Genomic DNA, 21765 nt, shown 5'->3' on the forward strand with positions numbered 1-21765 from the left:
ATTGTAAGAATGTTATTTCCTCTTTTGTTTTTTACTTTGATTTAATCTATATTCATCAATTAGTTAACCCACTTATTATTTGTTGTTATTAATGATTAAAAAATACTCAAAATGGCTAATTGATCACATTGTATCGTTCATCATGACCTAATCATGTTATCAGTATGTGACTTTTTATTTGCAAACGTTTGCAAATAGGGACAAGATATTTCAAAGTAGAGCAATAAAAATCATGAGGGATATTATGGATCAGGATCATTTAGAGTTTGGAGAGAAAGCTCGTCAACGATTGCTTACTGGCGCTAACTTATTAGCGGATGCAGTCAAGGTAACTTTGGGGCCTCGCGGACGAAATGTCGTTATGAGAAACTTCGATCAGCCACCAATCATCACCAAAGATGGCGTATCAGTCGCTGAAAAAGTGGCCATTAAGGGTCAAATGGAAGAAATGGGCGCATCCTTAATGCGCGCTGTTGCCTCAAAAGCCAACGATGAGGCAGGTGATGGAACCACAACATCGACGGTTTTAGCGCAGGCTATTTTGAATCGAGGTTTCAAGGCCCAGGCCGCTAACTTCAATATCATTGATATAAAATACGGAATTGAAAAAGCCACGTCCGCTGCTGTTGATGCGTTAAAAGCCTTATCCATACCTTGCAACAACGAAAGCGACATTCAGAATGTTGCCACCATTTCCGCTAATAATGATTCTACCATTGGCAAAATTGTTGCCGATGCAATACGTTCTGTTGGTCAGCATGGCGTTGTAACCATAGAAGAAGGTCGTGGTTTCAATACTGAATTATCCGTTGTTAAAGGAATGCAATTTGGACGAGGCTACGTTTCTCCCCATTTCGTTAACGTTCAAGGAAAAATGCAAGTTCTTCATAAAACGCCATTAATCATGTTAGTCGATGGCAAGTTACTCGACTATGACCAAGTAGTCCCCGCTATGGAGATATGCGCCAAAAAGAATCGACCATTGTTTATCATTGCCGAAGAGATAGAAGGCGAAGCACTTTCAACACTTGTCGTCAATCATATGCAAAAAACACTCTCAGCGGTTGCCACTCGTTCGCCCGGTTTTGGACCGAGGCGTTCTGCTATCCTTCAAGATATCGCTGCACTAACGGGGGCAACGGTCCTATCTGCGGAAACGGGATTAACACCGGAAGCAATTACAGAGTCCCATTTTGGATCGTGTGAACGCCTAGAACTGACTAAAGACCAATTCACCATTATTAAGGGGAATGGTACAGAAAGCGCTATAAATGAACGCATAGGAAAAATTAATGCGGAGATCGTCGACTCTGAGTCGGATTATGATCAGCAAAAAATGTCGGAAAGACGCGCCCGACTTTCCGGTGGTATTGCGGTGATTGAAGTCGGTGCTGCAACGGAAACAGAAGTAAAAGAGAAGAAAGCCAGAGTAGAAGATGCGCTTCATGCTACAAGGGCGGCAATAGAAGAAGGTGTAGTGCCAGGCGGTGGTATAGCGTTGCTTAGAGTCGTAGAAAATTTAAAGCTTCCAACACCTCGTTCACCCGATGAACAAGCAGGAATGAACATTGCGCTTGACGCAATGAAGGTTCCTTTTCAACAGATTATTACTAATGCAGGTCTAGACGCTGGTGTGCATCTCGAAAAAGTAAGCAAAAAAGAAACGAATTTCGGATTGAACGCGGCAAGTAACGAATTTGGCGATATGGTTGAAATGGGCGTCATTGATCCAACTAAAGTGACTCGTATGTCCTTACAAACCGCGAGTTCCATTGCTGCATTGATGTTAACCACGGAAGCCCTAATCGGTGATACCGATCCGGACTATGTACCTTCACATCACCATGAGCATTAGTGATAATAAAGAAATAGCCCAATCGGTATTGAATGGGCTACTCGTTTTGAGGGCAAACATTCTAATGAAAATGTCTTAAACCTTAACCTCATCTTGCCATGGGTGTTGAATCAACACCTCAGAAATTCTGTTTAAGAAAGCCCCGGAGTAACCACCATCAACAGCGCGGTGATCAAATGATTGAGTTAACATTCCTTGGCTCGAAATACCGACCGATTCTTGTCCATTGTATTCAAATACAGCAGGTTTCCTCGTAATAGTATCGACAGATAAAATAGCTACTTGAGGAACATTGATGATTGGTGTGGTGAAAGCCGTGCCATAAACACCATTATTTGAAAGTGTATAGGTGCCTCCCTGAAGCTCATCAGCACTCAACTCGTTGTCCCTCGCTTTTCTCGCTAAATAAGCTATCTTCTTTGCCAACCCTGATACATTGTAATCGGCTGCATTTTTAATCACGGGCACAACAAGCCCTTTATGATTTAAGTTAACAGCAATACCCAGGTGGATATCTCTCGACGTAATAAGCGTTTGATCCTCTACACGACCATTAAGGTCAGTAAATTCGGTCAACGCTATACAAACAGCACGGGCAATAAAAGCAAGTGGTGTAAGACTGCATCCATATTTTGTCTTAAATGCTTCTTTATGTTGAAGCCTAGTCCGCTCTACAGCGTCAAAACAAACATCAATGCCTTGTGCAACATGAACGGCTTCATCAACCGACTTCGACATTTGATGGGCAATCATTTTTCGCATGTGGTTGAAAGGTTTAACCGTCTCAAATTCTGAATACGAATTCGGTACCGAAAGTTCAGCCTGTGTTTCAATAGCGGGATGAAAGTCGTTGTTAATAGTAGGCTCGGTTTCAGCGGTCGTACTATCTAAGTGGTCTAAGACATCTTGCTTTGTTATTCGGCTGTGTTTACCTGTCCCCGCAATATCAGAAGCATGAAGATTGTGTTCTCCGAGTAATCGCCGCACAGCGGGTGATAGTGCATCCGATACCTGCTTTTGCTCCAATGACATCCATTGAAGTACGTCTTTTTTTGTTATCCGATTATCTAAACCCGAACCTACAATATCATTCAAATCAACGTTGTTATGCTTACACAAGTATTTTACGGCAGGCGATTTTAAGCCTTTATAGGTACCTTCAGTCGGCTCAGTTTCGCTAGTTTCTTCGACGGTACATAAAGAATGAGCCTCCTCACCTTCGACCTGCAAAGTCGCAACAGGTAAACCAACATCGATAACCTCACCCACTTGAGCATGCTTTTCAACAAGAGTGCCATTTTCGACCGACGGCACTTCCATTGTTACTTTATCGGTTGAAATTTCAAAAAGTGTTTCACCTTTTTTTACTTCGTCACCAACTTCTTTGCACCAAAGAATGATTTCCCCTTCTGTCACGGTTTCCCCGAGTTGGGGCATTACAATATCCATATTATTGCCTCATAAATTTGGGGAGCCTGGCCAATCAAGAGCGATGTACTGGGTTTCTAAAAACTCTCCCATCCCCATCTCACCACCTTCCCGACCAATGCCACTTTGCTTCATCCCGCCAAACGGGGCAGCAGGGTCCGATATCACGCCTTTATTGATTCCTACTACGCCAGCTTCGATTTGCTTCGCTACATTGACTGCGCGAGGAATATTTTCAGACATGACATAGGCTGCTAATCCAAATGGTGTGTCATTCGCTAAATTGACGGCTTCTTCTTCCGAATCGAAGGGAATAACAACGGCAACAGGTCCAAAGATTTCTTCTTGCAATATTTCACAGTTACTCGGAAGATCGCAAAGTACGGTTGGCCGGCAAAAGAACCCTTTGCCTCTCCATGTGTTTCCGCCGGTAACCAGTGTTGCTCCTTTTTCCACGGCATCTTGAACTAAGTGTTCCACTTTATATTGCGTTTGCTTATTCACCATAGGACCAACATCAACATCTGCATCCGTTCCAGAGCCAATAATAAGTTGTTCCATTTTAGTAGCTAAGAGTTCGTAGAATGATTTGTACAGGTTTCGAGCGACGTAAATTCGATTTGCTGCGATACATGATTCACCTGCATTTCGTATTTTCGCTACAAGCGTTTGTTCTACGGCTTTCACCAGATTTGCATCATCAAGTACAATGACAGGCGCGTTACCTCCAAGCTCCATTGACGTATTCACAACACGATCCGCTGCATTGTGAAGCAATGTTCTCCCTACCTCAGTTGAGCCTGTGAAAGAAAGCTTAGCGATTCGCTCGTCGGCAAACATAACTTGAGATACTTTTCTAGCGCTGATAGAGGGTAGAACAGAAACAACACCATCAGGTACGCCAACTCGCTTTAGTAGATCGGCGATATACAAAGCAGTTAATGGTGTTTCTGTTGCAGGCTTGAGGATAACGCTACACCCTGCTGCCAATGCTGGGGCAATCTTTCTTGTCGCCATCGCAGCGGGAAAATTCCAGGGTGTCACAAGATAGGCTATCCCTACTGCATGCTGACACACCATGATTGCTTTATCACCATTGGGGGCGGGTGACATTGTTTGATTCAGTTGAATCGCTTGTTCTGAAAACCAGCGAAAGAATTCAGACGCATAGTTCACTTCTCCTTTGGATTCGGCAAGTGTTTTCCCCTCTTCCAAAGTGATGATCTTGGCGATGAGTTCTTTTTCATCTTGCATCAGTTGGTACGCTTTTCTCAGAATCTCTCCTCGCTCTCTGGGCGCGGTCTTCTTCCATATTTTCAGCCCCTTTTCAGCGCTGTCTATGGCTGCTTCTACATGCTTTTCGTTCGCAGAAGCGACATACGTAAGAAGCTCTTCGTTTGCGGGGTTATAAACAGGGATATCGCGACTTTGGCTGTTGAACCACTTTCCACCAATAAATACACCGGTTGGCACCTTAATTCCGTCGACAATCATATTGACACCACCTTTCTTATTTCATCAATGATCCGATCAACGGAAGGGATGACATGGTCTTCTAAATTATCAGCGGCAGGCAAAGGGATATGGGGCGTTGTGATACGAGTTATCGGTGAATCCAGTTCAAAAAAACATTCATTTCCAACAATAGAGGCAATTTCCGCCCCCCAACCACATAACTGAGGATTTTCCTCTACGGTGACTAACCTAGACGTCTTCTTTACATCATTAAGGATGGTATCCACATCAAGTGGGACGAGGCACCTTAAATCAATAACTGAGCAATCTATCCCCTCTTCTTTAAGTTTTTTTGCCGCTTTTTCGGCTCTTGGAACCATTGCAGCTAAGGCGACGATTGTAACGTCACTTCCATAGTGGATTTGGTTAGCTTTCCCCAGCTCAACAACATGCTCGCCATTTGGTATTTCGCCTTTCATCGCGTAAAGAGATTTGTGTTCAAACACAATGACCGGATCAGGATCTCGAACAGCTGCGGCGAGCAGCCCTTTAGCATCCGCTGGATTAGAAGGTGCAACAACCTTAATTCCCGGTATCATCATTGCCCAATTTTCTAAACTCTGTGAATGCTGCGCCCCAAAGCGAGATCCTGCACCGTTTGCGGTTCTAATCACAAGCGGAATCGTCATTTGTCCATCAGTCATGTACCGAGCTTTTGCAATTTCGTTAGCAACCATATCCCAACAAACGGCCAAAAAATCTGAGAACATTATTTCAGCTATGGGTTTAAGCCCTGTCATCGCCGCCCCCATCGCGGCACCTAATATGGCTTGTTCGGATATAGGGGTATCCCTAACTCTCTCCGGACCAAATTCTTCATACAGACCAACCGTTGCTTTAAATACGCCTCCTGCTGCCGCGACGTCTTCCCCTAGAAATACGACGTCATTGTCACGTCGTAACTCTTGGGCAATCCCTTCTGCAACGGCCTCTCGGTAGCTGATTAACTTCGCCATTCCCAACCTCCATTTGCCCACACGTCTTTAAAACACAACGCCTCCGATGGAGCTGGAGATGTTTTTGCCTTTTCCGTGGCTTCGTCAATTTCATTTTCGACTTCAGCTTCTAGCTGTTCTATTCGGTTTTTATCCACCCCTTGTTGAAGCAAACGATCTCGATAGATATCAATTGGGTCATACGCGAGCCATTTTTCTAGCTCTTCCTTAGGGCGGTATTTTCCGGGATCTGCACGTGAGTGCCCTTGGTGACGATAGGTTTTGGCTTCGATTAAACTAGGACCCCCGCCTTGCCTCGCTTTTTCAATCGCCGACTGAGCCACTTCAAACATTGCATCGGCATCATTTCCATCCACAATGATGGATTCTAAGCCATACGCTGAAGCGCGATCAGCCGCTGGATGCTCAACCGCTGTTACATTGCCGATTGGCGTGTATTCCATATAAAGGTTGTTTTCACACACAAAGACAACGGGCAAAGACCAAATAACAGCGAAGTTAAGTGCCTCGTGGAATGCACCAATATTGGTTGTGCCATCACCAAAGAAAACAACCGTGACTTCACCGCTTTCTTTGTATTGGCTTTTCCATGCACTTCCAGTGGCAATACACAATTGCGCTCCGATAATAGCGTATGAACCCATGGCACCATGCTCGACACTCGTTAAATGCATTGAGCCACCTTTACCACTAAGAATCCCGCCTTCGCGACCCATTAATTCAGCAAACAATGCCGACATATCAGCACCACGAACCAAGGTGTGCGTATGACCACGATAGGTGCAAAAGGTATAATCGCCCTTTTTCATCGCTACACCAAAGCCAGCAGCTACCGCCTCCTGACCCATAGCTAAGTGATTCGTTCCCTTCACTAAATTTTGTAAAAACAGATCAGAAGCGCGTTGTTCAAACCCGCGGGCTCTGAGCATGGTCTTGTACAGCGACCATTGAATTTCCTCTGTAATTTCTAGGGGCATTTGTTTCTTCCTTGAATCAGTATTTATTTGCAATAAATAGGTCTTGCGCTGGAAACAATGTAATCACTTCAGAACCAGTCGCTGTGACGACAACTTCTTCTTCGATTCGAGCTGCGCCGTTGCCATCTGCCGAAGGACAATACGTTTCAAGGGCAAACACCATACCTTCTTGAAGTTCAAATGGATGTTCCATAGAGACTAAGCGGCTAATAATAGGACGTTCGTGCAATGCTAGTCCTATTCCATGACCAAACTGCAAACCAAAGGCTTCCATTTCACTCGCAAAACCGAACTCTTCCGCTTTTGGCCAAACCGCGGCAATTTTATCTGTCGTCATTCCTGGGCGAATAAGATCAATCGCTGCATCTATCCACTCTCTCGCCTTTTTATATGCATCCATTTGAGCTTGACTTGCGCTGCCCACATTGAGTGTGCGGTAGTAGCAGGTTCGATAGCCCATAAATGAATGAATTATATCGAAGAAGGCTTGATCACCAGGGCGGTACATTCGGTCAGTAAAGTTGTGAGGATGCGGATTGCCTCGCTCACCGGAAATCGCGTTGATGGCTTCGACATCATCAGACCCGTTGTCGTATAAGAATTTATTAACAAGTCCAACGCTTTCATTTTCGCGTTTTCCCGGCTTAAGCTCACACGCCAATTCGTGATAAGCGCCGTCAACCATCGCCGCCGCCATATTCAAAAGAACGACTTCATCCATCGATTTTATTTGTCTCGCTTCCAACATGAGTTGTTGGCAATCGCGGATTTCTAACCCTTCTGCTTTTAATGCTTCAAGCATTGGGAGTTCTGCAACGTCAACACCAACAGGCATATCTGCAACGCCTTCTGCCACCAGCAAATCTTTAATTTCTCGGGCAGCTTTTTTAAAGAGCCCAGCCTCCTCACCCATCGAACCTCGTAATCCAAGCATCCCAGATTTAAAGTGCTCTGCATCGATTAACGGTTGATATAACTGGTGGTGCTTGGCAGCAGAGCCGAAATCCCATAAATAGGGGTCTGAGTTTCCCGTGAAAAGAGAGTATCGGGCAATTTTGTCTCTTGCCCATTCTCCTATTACCGTACTCGTGAGGTATCGAATATTGTTGTTATCAAAGCAAAGAACCGCGCCAAATTCCGACTTTTCAAGAACTGTCTGTACACGTCCGACCCGATACCGGTGCAAACGATTGAAGTCTACTCTTTGCTCAAAATCCACGCTCATCTTCCCTGGCGCTGGAATCTTCTTAGACCAGTCCCAACCTGGCTCTATATCACTTTCTCGAACTATCCTTGGTTCTGTGGGTTTGACAATCTCCATAGACATTCCTTTGTTATCAATGCAAACGTTTGCAAACAAATTCCAAATAATAAGCCGTATCCGTACTATCCTATGTCTTAGAACACAGGCTATATTTAGATAGGCTTCAGCTTGCAAACGATTGCAGCACATAGTAGATTAATTGTCAATCATGTAATTAACATTATGTTTACATCATTTTCTCTATTCGCCAAAGTGCGAATAATAAAGTAAGGGATAAAGATTGAGCTCCTCACGAAGTACAAATAAGAAACGAGTAACCGTTAAAGACGTTGCTAATGCCTTGAATATTAACGCATCTACAGTTTCTCGTGCTTTAAGCCCCGATAAACAGCACTTAGTATCAGATCGAGTTGTAGAGCAGGTAATTAAGAAAAGTCGAGAAATGGGTTACAGCGTCAACCCCCTTGCTTCAGCACTTAAAAAAGGTTCAACGAAAACAATTGGTGTCATGATCCCCGACATCTTGAATCCGATGTTTCCCCCACTCATCAATCAGATTCAACAACGCGCTCATAAATTGGGGTATACACTGACGTTTGCATACACAGAAAATAACTCCTTAATTGCAATGGAAGAGTTAAAGCGACTTGTTTCCCGAAATGTTGATGGAATCATAATGGCATCTGCTTTTCGTGAAGACCCTACCGTTGAGTATTGTCAGCAAATGCATATTCCACTTGTGCTGCTTACACGATCAGTTGACTCACTCGTCACCGACCAAATACTTGTTGATGACAATGAAGGAATTCACCAACTCACTTCGCATCTATATAAATTGGGTCACCGAAAAATTGCTCATATTGCAGGACCAAGTGAGATTTCTTCTGGCTTTAACCGAAGATTGGCATTTAAAGCCGCTGCCGAGATGTACGATCTTCAACCCACATTAGTACAAGCTTCAGCGTTCTCTGAAGAAGCTGGTCACAATGCTTCTATAGAGCTGTTTGAGAAACACCCAGAAACAACCGCTGTAATAGCAAGCAATGACTTGTTGGCATTGGGTTGCATTGGTGAACGAGAAAGCCAGGGTGTCCACTGTCCAGATGACATTTCTATTACTGGAATCAATGACATGCCATTCTTAGACTGGTTTAGAATCCCGTTAACCACGTTGTCTATTCCTAATGTAGAGATGGCAAATGAAGCTATCAATATGTTAGTAAATCAAATTAAAGCAGGAACAGAAGAAGTATCTCCTCGTAAGGTTTTGTTACAGCCAAAACTTGTCGTTCGTCAATCAACAAGAAAGCTCGATAGCTAGAGCTTTCTGACTTGATTTTCTACTAAGGGTTAATCCCTTACAACTTTGTTAACGCGGTATTCGGCTTTAAGCAATACGATCTGCCTTTACTCTTCATTTTTTGGCTTTACAATGAGCCCAAACTCTTTATTTCCCTAGGTTCTCTCTATGTCAATTCAATGGTTTCCGGGTCACATGCACAAAGCCCGAAAAGAGATCGAAGAAGTCATTCCTCAAGTCGACGTTATCATCGAAGTATTGGATGCAAGAATTCCTTTCAGTTCTGAAAACCCAATGATCTCTTCACTTCGAAAAGACAAGCCCTGCGTAAAAGTCCTTAACAAGCGTGACCTCTCCGACCCTGCTATGACTGATCACTGGATAGAGCACTTCGAAAAAGAGAAAGGCGTAAAAGCCATGGCAATCACTACGTCTAACCCGCAAGAAGTCCATAAGATAATGGAATTGTGTCGTAAGTTAGCGCCTCACCGTGAGCAGATGGGTAAAAACATTCGCACGATGATTATGGGCATACCAAACGTCGGTAAATCGACAATCATTAACACTTTAGCGGGTCGAACCATAGCCGTAACTGGTAATCAGCCAGCGGTGACGCGTCGGCAACAACGTATAAATTTGCAAAATGGCATTGTGTTGTCGGATACACCCGGAATCCTTTGGCCAAAAGTAGAGAACCCTCATAGCGGGTTTAGGCTCGCTGCTACAGGAGCGGTAAAAGATACCGCGATGGAATATGACGAAGTTGCGTTTTACACCGTAGAGTACTTAGCCGAGCAGTACCCTAACCTTCTAAAAGAACGATATCAATTAGATGAACTGCCAACTTCAGACATTGAATTAATGGAAGAGATTGGTCGCAAGCGTGGTGCACTTCGCTCAGGTGGTCGAGTCGATCTACATAAGGCATCAGAAATCCTTCTCCATGAGCTACGAGGCGGTACCATTGGTCAGATCACTCTGGAACGTCCGGAAATGATTACGCAAGAGCTCATCGAAGTAGAAAAAGAAGCGGAACGAAAGGCAGAGCAAAAGCTTAAGAAAAAAGAAGAACGTCGCAAACGTTACCTGAAAAACAAGCGATAGTCCCACCATCTCATCCATCACCTCATTTTAAGCAGATCATTCGGTCTTCTCATAGTGAGGTGAATATTCCTCCAAAAGTTTACTCATGCTAGATGAGTAATTCTCGTTTAGACTGGCAGTTTCTGGATTTGATTGCCATGCTTATATCGATAGTTAGCCTTCAAATCGATGATTTACCACAACTTATACTGTTGGAAGTCCTTCTATTTGTGAAGATTATATTCTTTAATCTCCTACAGTTGGTCAATGTAATGGTTTTCATTTTTGGGACCTCACTATGAACTATTGGTAAAACTATCCAATAGACAATGTGATAGCTTGCTATTAATTTGATATAGTACTTAAGGTTACGCATAGTGAATTTGGGTATCTTGCTTACTACAAGAGTAAGAACATACCCTAAAGTTGCATGTCTGTTAATGGTTGCCGTTTAACCTTTAATGCTTACTAGGTTGCTTATGATTTTAAATAATCGTGAAGAGTTTAATGCACATTGTTTTATAGACGATGAGGGGCGGCATTATGCAAAATACGACAACTTGATCATTACTAGCGCTTTTCAGGCAATCATGACACCAACAATACAACCTTTTGCATATGAAGCTCTTGCAAGGTTTAGCAGTGAAACGACTGGCGAAAATATCCGTCCTGATATTTTGTTCGATTCAGAGCAAATCTCTATCGCTAAAAAGATAAACCTCGATCGCCTAACCCGCGCAATACACGTTCGGAATTTTTCACAGTTAAAAAGAAAAGATCTTAAACTCTTTTTAAATGTCCTTCCTGTATCAGGCGAATACAACGCCTTTATGGCCATCAAAGCAAGTTTACTTGAGAAACGGATTGTTGAATTGGGTTTGAGCACTCAGCAAATTGTTATGGAAATTGTTGAAAGTGCAGCGTTTGATAACCAGCTGTTGCTTGATGCGACCACTGCAATGCAAAACTCTGGGTTTCAGGTCGCTATGGATGATTTTGGTGTCAAGTCTTCCGACTTTAATCGGCTAAATTTGTTAAAGCCTGAAATCGTTAAGATCGATCGCTCCTTATTGCTAGATTACATGGCTGAAAATAAGACAGCGTTATTGGAAATAGTACGTGTAGCTAAAAATATTGGTGCAAAGCTCATCATTGAAGGAGTTGAAGAAGAAGCCCAGTACAACGCCATGAAAGCGTTAGGTATAGACTTCTATCAAGGGTATCTGTTTTCAACGCCAGAACCCCTTATGTGTACTGCGAAAGTAAAATAGTCACACTTTGGACGCTGATTCATTACAGCGCGCTTTTTAATTGAGCCCGCAAATCCCCAAAAGCACAGATTCTAGCTGTTCCCATGGCATAAGCTGAGTGTCGATAACCTCTATACGAGTTTCAAATCCCTCTAGGCTTATCTGATTTACAGATATGACGCCATTGGCATTGTTGATGGAGTAGCAGCCCTTGTCCGTATTAATCACGCCTTTTACTCGCTCTGCCGTTAAGTCACGTAACATACTCATTAAGAGTTCAAAATTGAAGATACATTCCGAACCAAAAACCCAACCACAACTATAAAAGCCCTGCCCTCTATTTTCCTTTCTAACATAAGTTTCATCAGGAGATAGGATGAATTCAGGTGAGTCTATCGCATGGTCATGTTGGTCATCACTCACTGCATCGAACGACGAGGGGTTTTGACTTTGTTTGGAAGCTGATTCAACTCGCCCATTCCTTTCAATATCTAGGGATTGAATATCCAGAATGCCTTTCTCGGTAACGATAGATACTTTTATGTTTTCTTGTCGTTTGGCCCAGTCTTCAAAATACAATAATTCCGACTCGCTACACTCATCTGCTTTGTTTGCTACCACAACATCTGCACTGGCGAGTTGGTCGTTAAAATTCTTGTTTTCTAAATACTTTTCAATTTGGAGGTTTCTAGGATCAACAAGAGCAATAGTGGCTTTTAAATCCACATAATTTTCGTATTGCTCGGAAAGTAATGTTGAAATCACTTGCTTTGGGTGACCTAGCCCTGTTGGCTCAATGATCAAGCGATCGGGTTTCTGACGTAACAACGCCGTAATTCCTACAGACATTGGAACGCCCGCCGTACAGCACATGCAACCACCAGGAACTTCTTTAATCAGTGCTCCTTGGTCGGTCAAAAGCGCTCCATCGATACCAATTTCTCCAAACTCATTAACTAAAACAGCCCAAGATTCACTCTCTGGCTTATTTTTTAACAAGTTAAGAATTGCGGTTGTTTTCCCGACACCTAAAAAGCCAGTGATAATATTCGTTGGAACCATCGTATTTCCTTTGGGCAAGCGTTGTTTAGTCTTAAGCAGCGCGGCATTATAACCATATTGTTATATTATTACACTTGTCATTTCTCAAAAGAGTCTCTTTCGACAACAAAACGATCTTCTCACCTTTTAGGTTGTTAATTTACCATTACGCAATAAACTCCAATCTCTTGAAATAAAGCCTATAGAAACTAAAAAGGCGCACCACATAAAGTGATACGCCTCAGACCTCGTTCTCAATCGTGAGTTTGCGAATTAGCTACCAGTCGGGTACTAACAACTTACGAGGATTTCCTGTGTTTTACTTGTCTTCCTACCAAATTTTAATGTAGAGCCAATTTTCTCCCTTCAATGAAGTGTCACGCTTGCTCTACACTTTTAGTATCGTCCATATCGGCTAATTTGCAACCGATTCTAAAGAAAGATCGTTTAAAGATCCTGCCAATGTCACACTTTCGCTTTTCAAATAGCTAATTGGAGAAAACAATCAGTACGACAACGGCACACTTCGCATTATTTCTTCGAAGACAATGCATCTTAAAAGCCCTTCGGTATAATACGCGCACTTAATTTATGCACCTTTGAATAGTCATTCAATAGAGTAAATGTAACTCCTTGTCGGCGACATTTAGGGTATGCATCACGCTAAATCCGTCACGCGGTAGAATTTTGTAGTAGAAGGAATCACATCATTGGACTGGAAACGCTTTATTTACTTCCAACATGTCCCCACGGCACAAGCGTCGCTCGCACTTGGATTTATTGGTCTTGGCCAAGCTTGGGCACTATATTTTCCTTTGTTTGGTGATGTAATACGCCCCTTTTGTTCTGTTGTTGGCTCTTTGCTCCTTGCTCCAGTCCTAATTAGGTATGTCACCTCTCCCAGGGTATTTCTTCATGATATCAAACACCCGCTACGAGGTAGCCTAATGGCTCCAATGAGCATGGCATTGTTAGTATTGTGCGATTATCTTGCCATATTACTCCCAAAGATTGCACATCCACTCTGGTTTGCGGCGCTCACTTTACACATCACCATGATGGTACTGTTCTTTTCATTTCAGATAAGTAACTTTAAGTTCACCAATATTTTTCCAAGTTGGTTTCTTTATCCTGTGGGAGTGATTAGCTCAACGTTAGCTGGTAGTACACTAGGTCACACGGTATTTTCGCAAAATATGGCAATGGTATGCATTGCCATCTATTTTGTTATGCTGCCCATGGTTTTGTATCGTTTGGTTTTCGCAGGTAAACTCCCCCGACCTGCTCGCCCAACCCTTGCCATCATGGCAGCACCTGTAAACCTTTCTCTAGCCGCTTATTTGGTTAATTTCCCAAATCCAGATCCCATTTTAGCTGGGGCATTGTCTGGTATTGCGATAACGATGACTCTTCTCATCTATCTCTGTTACTTCAAGCTGATGAGGCTGAAATTTCAGCCATCCATTGCCGCTGTTACCTTTCCTTCCGTAATCAGTGCAATTGCTATGCAAAGATTAACCACATGGTTTGCAGAGCAGCACACGCAGTGGGTATGGTTGCATTGGTTTGGCTTCTTCGAAATTACAATAGCAACAGTTTTGGTGGTGTGGGTATCGGCAAATTATCTAAAAATGTACTGGCCTGAGCTATCATTTAAGTTAAACAAGCCCAAGTAATTTATAGATGAAACTAATAGAATAATACTTGTTTATTTCAACAAATCTATTTAAGCCGCACTCCCTAAAGGGTAATTTAGATAACAAATAGATAAATAAAGGATAGCTTTTTTTGCAATAAGCGCCAAAAACATAAATATTGCATAATGACGTATCTATTTCTCTGGATATTAATAAAAGGGTCAGCTGACCTCACAAATATCCACATAAGAGAAATATCATGAGTAATTTTACCGCTAAACCACTGCCGTCTTTTATTGAGAATAAACTCGAGACATATCTCGAAAAGCACATCTATTCCAGAAATAACGGTAAACACATAGTACAAGGCTTACAACCTAGCGACGATTCGATAGTACTCAGAAGCAACGATTATTTGGCCATATGCAATCACGATTACATTAAGGCTCGGCAAATCAACGCATTGAGCAATGCGACTCGCGAACCCATCATGTCTGCTGTATTCCAAAGCCAAACGGTAGATGAAAGCTCTTTTGAACAGAAATTTGCAGATTTCCTAGGGTTTGACCATTGCATTATCACTCAGTCTGGGTGGGCTGCGAACGTTGGTTTACTTCAAACGATTGCCGACCAAGATACCCATGTTTACATTGATTTTTTTGCCCATATGTCTTTATGGCACGGGGCGCAGAATGCCGGTAGCAAAATTCACCCTTTCCTTCACAACAAGCCAAAGAATTTACTTAAACAAGTAAAGAAATACGGCCCAGGTATCGTGGTTATTGACTCGGTATACAGTACGCACGGAACCGTTGCGCCGCTTAAGGAATTCGTTGAGGTAGCAAATGAGCAAGGCTGCGCCATCATTGTCGATGAATCTCACTCGATTGGAACACACGGTCCAGACGGCGCTGGCTTGCTCTCTGAGCTTGGTTTAACTGATAAGGTGGACTTTGTAACAACCAGCCTAGCTAAGACGTTCTCCTACCGCGCAGGAGCAATCTTGTGCCATCACAAGGTACATGAATGTCTACCTTTTATCTCGTTACCCGCAATTTTTAGCTCAGGCATTATTCCTTATGAAATGGAAGCACTAAAAGCAACATTAGAGCTCATTAAAAAGAGTGACCATCGACGAGAGGATTTATTCAATAAATCTCATAAACTTATTTCAGGATTGAAATCCTTAGATATACGGACAGACAGCAACTCACAAATTGTTGCAATAGAAACAGGAACCGAGGAGAACACAGAAAGAGTACGTGATTTCTTTGAATTTAACGGAATTTTTGGTGCGGTATTTTGTAGCCCTGCAACACCAAAAAATAAAAGTGTTATTCGTCTATCTGTAAATAGTGAAGTGAGTGATGCACAATTAGACAAAGTATTGACTGTTTGCAGTTTAGCTAAAGAGCAAGGTTTGTTATCTTAATATGAAATTTAATCAGCTAATTGGTTAATTTATATATCCAGTATATCGGTTTAATTGATAAATAAATAAGCAATAAAATGAATAGGGCTATATGCATGGTAATTTATAAAACGTTTTATCTTTTTACCGATGCTACAGCCCTACATTTTTTACTCTAGCTGTGTCCTTTGAACAAATTTATATTTTGGGCTCACTTTATATCCAAGTAGACACTTTTTGTATCAACACATCTTTGGATGCAGGTTTTAATATGTAGTCGTTCATACCACTTTCTGAAATAGATTTAAGTGTTTTCTCGCATTTTTCACCAGTGAAGCAGATGATCGGTATATCTTTCCCATTGTGTTGATATTTTTGGTCTCGAATGGCGACTGTGGTTTCTATGCCATCCATCTCGGGCATTTCTAAATCCATTAGAATGAGATTAACGTCGTTAGAATTAAGCAAAAGCAGCGCCTCTCGGCCATTCTCGGCTTGAAGTACTTTATAGCCCTGCCTTTCCAAAAGAGTCGATGAATAAAGCCGAAGCGACGCATTGTCGTCAACAATTAAAATGGTTGTGTTTCCCTTATAGCCCTTAGGGGTTCTAGCAATGTCACTTCCCTTAGGTGCCTTTTCAAAGAATAACTTATCGAGTTTCGTCGCTAACCCTTTTGTGAACGCTGTTACCTCAAGTAATTCATAGGATAGTATTCGATTTAATGTGAGGTAATTCAGTATATTTCCTGAGTAGAGGTAGACAATTTTTCCTTCAAAGCTGCAAAGTTCCTTCTCAAGAGAAATGAAACGTGTTTTGTCTTCTTGATAGCTTGAAAGGTTCACCAATATTACATCTTGAGTGAGTTTGCTGGCGCTCAAATCCGAGCTTGTAGGCTCACTGTGGCTCAGTTCGTACCCAGTGAAAAAAGCGTGGGATTGAAGCGCATTGAGTGTTTCCCCTGCACTGCCAAGATAAAGCAAAGATTTATCTTTAACCACACTACTCTTCAAAGAAAAGACGCGCTCAGATTCGTATTTAGGGAATCTAAGTTCAAACTGTGTTCCTTTGTTTACTTCACTTTTACAAACGATAGTCCCTTTAAACGCTTTCATCACTTTACGACAAAACGGCAGACCTAACCCAAATCCACCTTTTTTGCCGGAAGTATAGAAATCGCTAAATATTTGCTCAATATTTTCACTGTCGATACCCGGTCCTGTATCCTCGACAAATATTGAATTAAACTCTTCTCCGATAACAAGTTTGATATCGATTTGGAAATCCGCTCGGTGTTTGTAATAAAGTGCGTTTTTCAACAAGTTGAAGATGACGTAGCGTAACAGCACATCACTACCAAAATAGGATTCGGATTCGTCAAATGTCAGTCGGATTAAACTTCTGTCCGCCGCATTATTGAAATGGAACCCTTCAATTGAACTCTCTAACGTTTCACTTAATGAATGTCGTCGGAAACTAGACGTGGATAGCTTGTGCTCATCAATGGAAGTCAACAAAAGGCTAATGGTTTCATTGCCCCTTTCAATGACATTGAGAGAGTCGTCAAGAATGCCATTAATCTCGTCTAAGCTTTTTGCATCGAGAGGATAGAAATCGGATAACTGCTGTGCATTGCGCTCCGGCAACAAGTGTTTCACAACCTCAATGGAACTGTAAACCGCACTTAAAGGGTTCCTCATTTCATGCGCAATCCCAGCTCCAAACGATTTTGCTAGCGAAACTTTAGATTCATTTTCTGTAAAGTTTCGATAATAAAAGAGTGTGCCAAATGCGTATGTAAAGAAAAATACGGGCATCAGCGTCCATTCAAAATACGTTACAGGATCACCTTGTACAAATATTGTCGCATAAGCAGCTGCATAGCCAGTAAGGCTTTGTAAGAATACGATTCTCGTGTCGTATATCAGTAAAATCTGAAGGAAAATCCCCGACATTAACGACATGCTCCAGATCATTGACCAATCGTTTTTCAAAAGCATGTAGAAAAAGAAATAAGGGATGCACACCCCTAACGAAATGACATAGTAGATATGCAGGTAGCGCTTTAAATAGATGGGCAAAACATCTCGAAGTAAAATAGGAACGAGTAATAGTCCGCATACAATTCGAAAGCCCAGATTTTCGTAGCTTTCAGGCGCTAGCCATGTCCAAACGAAGTAATAAGCTGGAAAACCAATAATCCCCATTAAAGCCACAATGGTCAGATTAGGTTCCGCGTATTCATAGATCTTTTTTGCACGATCGAACTGCATTAGTGTCCCTAGCCAAAGCACGATTATTCTTATCATATAGTCGGATTAGTTATAGCACAGAATAATACTCGATTCATTGAAACTGAGTGAAGTATGATCCACGCCAAACTTCTTCAAAAAATTGAATAACTCATTGTTAAATTGGGTAATTAGGTAAAGGTTCTGTGACCAATAATCTACAAACATTGAGACCACCGATTGGAAATTGACCAACCATAGAGCCGAAATACAAACCTCATTCATATATCTCTGTTGTTTGTACGCCAGTTCCCAAAAATGAGATTAAATTTCATTACAAAATCGACAACCATTTCGTGGTTGTCGAAACAAAGTGTTGCGAAATTCACCTGTCATCACTTATTCAGTCTCACCAGTTTTCGGTGTCATACCTTCAAATAGTAAAAGTTACTTTGAAGTAGATACTTGTTAAATCTGAATTCAATCTAATATAAAAAATGACTCTATTCATCGATTCATTAACCATCACAGCAAAGTCAGCACCAATAACAAAGCCCCTACAAGAGGGGCTCTGGTTTGACTGTTTTTTGCGCAGAAAAACGCGCTTATTGAACCGTAACTCTAAAGCAATTCTACCGACTGCTTTGCAATAACAAATTCTTCATTGGTTGGTATAACCATTGCGACTGCATTCAATACCTCCGATCGAGCAATCACGCCAGACGCGCCAAACCTTGCCGCTTCATTACCTTGTTCATCTTCTACAAAACCTAGAAGCTTGAGGTTATTCAAAATCTCACTACGAATTGGTAACGAGTTTTCACCGATGCCCCCTGTGAAAATAATAGCGTCAAGGTGACCCAGTGGAATTAGGTAAGAACCAATATATTTTGCAACACGGTACGTAAATACTTCAAATGCGAGCCTTGCCCCCTCATGCCCTTCATCCATCGCTTCTAGGATGCCACGAGCATCGGAAGTAAGCCCCGAAACACCAAGAAAGCCCGATTTCTTGTTCAAGGTTTCAAACACCTTTTCTTGGCTCCAACCTTTCTTCATCAGAAACTCAATAATGCCAGGGTCCAAATCACCGGAACGCGTTCCCATCATTAGCCCAGCTAACGGAGTGAATCCCATCGAGGTATCAACAGATTCTCCATTGCTTATGGCACATACTGACGCACCATTACCTAAATGCACGGAAATGAAGCTGGATTGATCCACCGGTTTGTTAAGCATTTTCGCTGCTTCACGGCTAACAAAGTAATGGCTTGTACCATGAAATCCGTATCGACGAATACCATACTCTTTGTACAACTCGTTAGAGATAGCTCCAGTAAACGCTTTTTGAGGCATGGTTTGATGGAATGCCGTATCAAACACAGCAAATTGAGGCAAAGCAGGAAAAGCAGACATCGCAGCATGAATACCCGTTGCACCTGCTGGGTTATGTAGCGGTGCAAGATCCGAAAGGCTCTCTATTTCTTGTAAGACATCTGCATTAATTCGAACCGTTTGAGTAAACCTTTCGCCACCGTGAACAATTCGATGACCGACAGCCACTATGTTTTCTGTTAGCTTATATTCTTCTACTAACCCAACAATTCGATTGATTGCATGGTGATGATGATTTTCAGGTGCATCAATATTATCTTCAAACTTATTACCATCGTATTTCCAGCTGATTACCGCATCAGGCAATCCAAAACACTCGCCTAAACCGCTGACAACGGCACTACCCGTTTCAGAATCAATAACAGCGAATTTAAGAGAAGAACTACCTGAGTTTATAACTAGAACAAAGGAATGAGACATAAGGTTATGAATCCTGTTTTTAGCTAATTTTCTGAAGCGATATGCTTTCGTCGAAGATGAAACCATTATTCAATGATTTTTTAATCTTTCAACTTTATTTTAATTAACAAGTCATGCAATTAAGAGTTTTGTTGATCTAGCGCAGCAAAGCATTTACTTCATAGAGAAAATTTAAAACCAATGAATAAGCACCTGAATACATATAAAAAACATCAACTCTCTTAAGATTAAAACGTCATATACGCTAAGCGTGATGAATTCTTAAACTTACGCACCCGCCAAGCTGACCATTTTACGAAATATGTTTGGAACGTTGTCTATACTTTATCTGTAATAGATGTAGGAAGAGGATTTCTTATACATCTAAAGCTTATGCGCAACACCTATTCGCGCAGCCATTGTTAAGGGTTAAATGTGATTCTATTTGCTGACTTGCTCGTTTTTCTGGGGATTGTATTTTTGGGTTTTGGGCTCAGGCCTGCTATCCAAATTTGCCAGAAGACTCATGAGCTAGGTTGGCAGATATTACTAACACTCATTATTACGTTCACGCTAGGCTACACATTATTCCTCTTATATTTACTCAACATACGTTCCGTAAGTTATATCGAATTAGGTATGGCGGCGATCTTGTTTGGGGGAAGCTTATTCGTTGCTTTAGTCGTCAACTACAGTCAAAAAAGCATCAATCAGATTGACGATATAGCTCAACTGGAGCGCTATAACGCGCTTCACGATTCTTTAACCAAACTGCCCAATCGTCAGTTTTGCATGCGTCAACTCGACAAACGCATTGAGCGGAGAACACCATTTTCTGTGTTGTTGTTTGATGTAAACAATTTTAAATACGTGAATGATGCAATGGGTCACCAATTTGGGGATATGTTACTCCAGCAAATAAGCCAAAGATTGAGTATGGTGTTGCCTAAACAGGCTTTTTTCTCTCGAATCGGGGGGGACGAGTTCGTCATAATTTTACGAACTGGTGGTCGAAAGCCTATTGAAGAACTTTATTATGAAATATCAGAGGAGTTGAGCCACCCATTCAATCTTGGTGAATACAGCATCATTACCTCCATCAGTACTGGCGTCAGTATTTACCCGGAATACAGCACAGAGAAAGATCAGATCCTCAAGCAAGCCGATGTTGCAATGTATGAAGCAAAGCGCTCCGGTTGCGGTTTGTATTTCTACTCAAGCCATCTAGCGGATAAAGCCAAAGAACAACTCGCCATATCCAGCCAGCTAACGTCCGCACTGCACAATCAAGAATTTGAGCTTCACTACCAGCCTATCGTCAACACTAGGTACAACTCTCTGTACGGTTACGAAGCGTTAATTCGGTGGCCTCAACCCGACGGTACGTTCATTTCACCCGAAAAATTCATTCCAATTGCAGAACAGTCGCATATTATTCGCGACATTACAGATTGGGTGGTTAATCAAGTAATACTTGATATGCAAATCTTTAATGAATCAGGGATCGACGCCAGTATTCACTTAAACCTGTCAGCTAAAGACTTAAATAGCCGAGCGCTATTTAACAATCTCAAACAATTGGTGGACAGCGACCAAATCAATCCTAGCCGACTTGTTCTAGAAGTGACGGAAAGCAATATGCTTAAAGATTTGAACAATACTAAACAAGTATTAGATGCACTGAGGGCGATCGGTTTTAAGATCAGTTTAGATGACTTCGGTACAGGTTACTCTTCGCTAACGTTGCTAAGAGAGCTCCCGATCGATCAAATTAAAATTGACCGCTCCTTTGTATCTGGCATGCACAGGAGCGATTCTGACCATGCCATTGTCCGCTCATCTATTTCGTTGGCACATGGGCTGAACTGCACCGTAATTGCTGAAGGCGTTGAAGAAACAGAACTGATGGCATTGCTCGACACTGCGAACTGTGACTATGTACAAGGGTTCATTAATGGTCGGGCACAAACAATAGACAATATTGTTTACTGGACAAAACAGCATCAACTAAAAAGCGCCATCTAG

Annotated in this window: 15 protein-coding genes; 7 read left to right on the forward strand and 8 right to left on the reverse strand. The window is 42.0% G+C overall.

What is annotated here, in order from left to right:
- The first annotated feature begins 244 nt into the window (after positions 1-244).
- Positions 245-1855, forward strand: a complete 1611-nt coding sequence (gene groL / locus LDO37_RS23685; protein WP_126608764.1) for a chaperonin GroEL — start codon at positions 245-247, stop codon at positions 1853-1855.
- 75 nt (positions 1856-1930) lie between these two features.
- Here the strand turns inward: groL and LDO37_RS23690 are convergent, their stop codons facing one another.
- Genes LDO37_RS23690 through LDO37_RS23710 form a run of 5 tightly spaced genes read right to left on the reverse strand, consistent with a single transcriptional unit; the run spans position 1931 to position 8052 of the window.
- Positions 1931-3292: a dihydrolipoamide acetyltransferase family protein gene (locus LDO37_RS23690; protein ID WP_185829872.1), complete on the reverse strand. Its 1362-nt coding sequence runs from the start codon at positions 3290-3292 to the stop codon at positions 1931-1933.
- A gap of 21 nt (positions 3293-3313) precedes the next feature.
- A complete protein-coding gene (locus LDO37_RS23695) occupies positions 3314-4777 on the reverse strand; it encodes an NAD-dependent succinate-semialdehyde dehydrogenase (RefSeq protein ID WP_126608762.1) in 1464 nt (487 codons plus the stop codon).
- Positions 4774-5754, reverse strand: a complete 981-nt coding sequence (locus tag LDO37_RS23700) for an alpha-ketoacid dehydrogenase subunit beta (RefSeq protein WP_224055462.1) — start codon at positions 5752-5754, stop codon at positions 4774-4776. The genes LDO37_RS23695 and LDO37_RS23700 overlap by 4 nt, the downstream gene beginning before the upstream one ends.
- Positions 5742-6731, reverse strand: a complete 990-nt coding sequence (locus tag LDO37_RS23705; RefSeq protein WP_104400635.1) for a thiamine pyrophosphate-dependent dehydrogenase E1 component subunit alpha — start codon at positions 6729-6731, stop codon at positions 5742-5744. Before LDO37_RS23705 ends, LDO37_RS23700 begins: the two co-directional genes overlap by 13 nt.
- Positions 6732-6747: 16 nt before the next feature.
- A complete protein-coding gene (locus tag LDO37_RS23710; RefSeq protein WP_126609831.1) occupies positions 6748-8052 on the reverse strand; it encodes a M24 family metallopeptidase in 1305 nt (434 codons plus the stop codon).
- 223 nt (positions 8053-8275) lie between these two features.
- Between LDO37_RS23710 and LDO37_RS23715 the strand changes: the two genes are divergently transcribed.
- The 3 genes from LDO37_RS23715 (at position 8276) to LDO37_RS23725 (ending at position 11649) form a co-directional block, all read left to right on the forward strand.
- Positions 8276-9316: a LacI family DNA-binding transcriptional regulator gene (locus LDO37_RS23715; protein ID WP_126609830.1), complete on the forward strand. Its 1041-nt coding sequence runs from the start codon at positions 8276-8278 to the stop codon at positions 9314-9316.
- A gap of 147 nt (positions 9317-9463) precedes the next feature.
- Entirely contained in the window at positions 9464-10399 is a 936-nt protein-coding gene (gene ylqF, locus LDO37_RS23720) for a ribosome biogenesis GTPase YlqF (protein WP_126609829.1), read from the forward strand.
- 458 nt (positions 10400-10857) lie between these two features.
- Positions 10858-11649 (forward strand): EAL domain-containing protein, encoded by a 792-nt coding sequence (locus tag LDO37_RS23725; RefSeq protein WP_185829936.1) that lies wholly within the window; start codon positions 10858-10860, stop codon positions 11647-11649.
- Between the two features lie 36 nt (positions 11650-11685).
- Here the strand turns inward: LDO37_RS23725 and LDO37_RS23730 are convergent, their stop codons facing one another.
- On the reverse strand, positions 11686-12690 hold the full coding sequence (locus tag LDO37_RS23730; RefSeq protein WP_126609827.1) for a CobW family GTP-binding protein: 1005 nt from the start codon (positions 12688-12690) through the stop codon (positions 11686-11688).
- A gap of 689 nt (positions 12691-13379) precedes the next feature.
- On the opposite strand from LDO37_RS23730, the gene LDO37_RS23735 reads away from it, so the two are divergent.
- Together LDO37_RS23735 and cqsA are read left to right on the forward strand one after the other, a co-directional pair.
- Complete coding sequence (locus LDO37_RS23735; protein ID WP_185829935.1) at positions 13380-14345, forward strand: TDT family transporter; 966 nt, start codon at positions 13380-13382, stop codon at positions 14343-14345.
- Between the two features lie 220 nt (positions 14346-14565).
- Positions 14566-15738, forward strand: a complete 1173-nt coding sequence (gene cqsA, locus LDO37_RS23740; RefSeq protein WP_126609826.1) for an alpha-hydroxyketone-type quorum-sensing autoinducer synthase — start codon at positions 14566-14568, stop codon at positions 15736-15738.
- Between the two features lie 195 nt (positions 15739-15933).
- On the opposite strand, the gene LDO37_RS23745 is transcribed toward cqsA, so the two are convergent.
- Together LDO37_RS23745 and LDO37_RS23750 are read right to left on the reverse strand one after the other, a co-directional pair.
- Entirely contained in the window at positions 15934-17988 is a 2055-nt protein-coding gene (locus LDO37_RS23745; RefSeq protein ID WP_185829934.1) for an ATP-binding response regulator, read from the reverse strand.
- Positions 17989-18567: 579 nt separating this feature from the next.
- Positions 18568-19761 (reverse strand): acetate/propionate family kinase, encoded by a 1194-nt coding sequence (locus tag LDO37_RS23750; protein WP_126608197.1) that lies wholly within the window; start codon positions 19759-19761, stop codon positions 18568-18570.
- Between the two features lie 618 nt (positions 19762-20379).
- Between LDO37_RS23750 and LDO37_RS23755 the strand changes: the two genes are divergently transcribed.
- The gene (locus LDO37_RS23755; RefSeq protein ID WP_148112141.1) at positions 20380-21765 is read left to right on the forward strand and encodes a putative bifunctional diguanylate cyclase/phosphodiesterase; all 1386 of its coding nucleotides are present in this window, start codon (positions 20380-20382) and stop codon (positions 21763-21765) included.

The organism is Vibrio penaeicida (genome assembly GCF_019977755.1).
Taxonomy (GTDB): domain Bacteria; phylum Pseudomonadota; class Gammaproteobacteria; order Enterobacterales; family Vibrionaceae; genus Vibrio; species Vibrio penaeicida.

Excerpts from the sequence above, each read along its gene's own strand:
- groL (WP_126608764.1), top strand. The coding sequence starts at position 245 with ATGGATCAGGATCATTTAGAGTTTGGAGAGAAAGCTCGTCAACGATTG.
- LDO37_RS23690 (WP_185829872.1), bottom strand. The coding sequence starts at position 3,292 with ATGCCCCAACTCGGGGAAACCGTGACAGAAGGGGAAATCATTCTTTGG.
- LDO37_RS23695 (WP_126608762.1), bottom strand. The coding sequence starts at position 4,777 with ATGATTGTCGACGGAATTAAGGTGCCAACCGGTGTATTTATTGGTGGA.
- LDO37_RS23700 (WP_224055462.1), bottom strand. The coding sequence starts at position 5,754 with ATGGCGAAGTTAATCAGCTACCGAGAGGCCGTTGCAGAAGGGATTGCC.
- LDO37_RS23705 (WP_104400635.1), bottom strand. The coding sequence starts at position 6,731 with ATGCCCCTAGAAATTACAGAGGAAATTCAATGGTCGCTGTACAAGACC.
- LDO37_RS23710 (WP_126609831.1), bottom strand. The coding sequence starts at position 8,052 with ATGGAGATTGTCAAACCCACAGAACCAAGGATAGTTCGAGAAAGTGAT.
- ylqF (WP_126609829.1), top strand. The coding sequence starts at position 9,464 with ATGTCAATTCAATGGTTTCCGGGTCACATGCACAAAGCCCGAAAAGAG.
- LDO37_RS23725 (WP_185829936.1), top strand. The coding sequence starts at position 10,858 with ATGATTTTAAATAATCGTGAAGAGTTTAATGCACATTGTTTTATAGAC.
- LDO37_RS23730 (WP_126609827.1), bottom strand. The coding sequence starts at position 12,690 with ATGGTTCCAACGAATATTATCACTGGCTTTTTAGGTGTCGGGAAAACA.
- cqsA (WP_126609826.1), top strand. The coding sequence starts at position 14,566 with ATGAGTAATTTTACCGCTAAACCACTGCCGTCTTTTATTGAGAATAAA.
- LDO37_RS23745 (WP_185829934.1), bottom strand. The coding sequence starts at position 17,988 with ATGCAGTTCGATCGTGCAAAAAAGATCTATGAATACGCGGAACCTAAT.
- LDO37_RS23750 (WP_126608197.1), bottom strand. The coding sequence starts at position 19,761 with ATGTCTCATTCCTTTGTTCTAGTTATAAACTCAGGTAGTTCTTCTCTT.
- LDO37_RS23755 (WP_148112141.1), top strand. The coding sequence starts at position 20,380 with ATGGCGGCGATCTTGTTTGGGGGAAGCTTATTCGTTGCTTTAGTCGTC.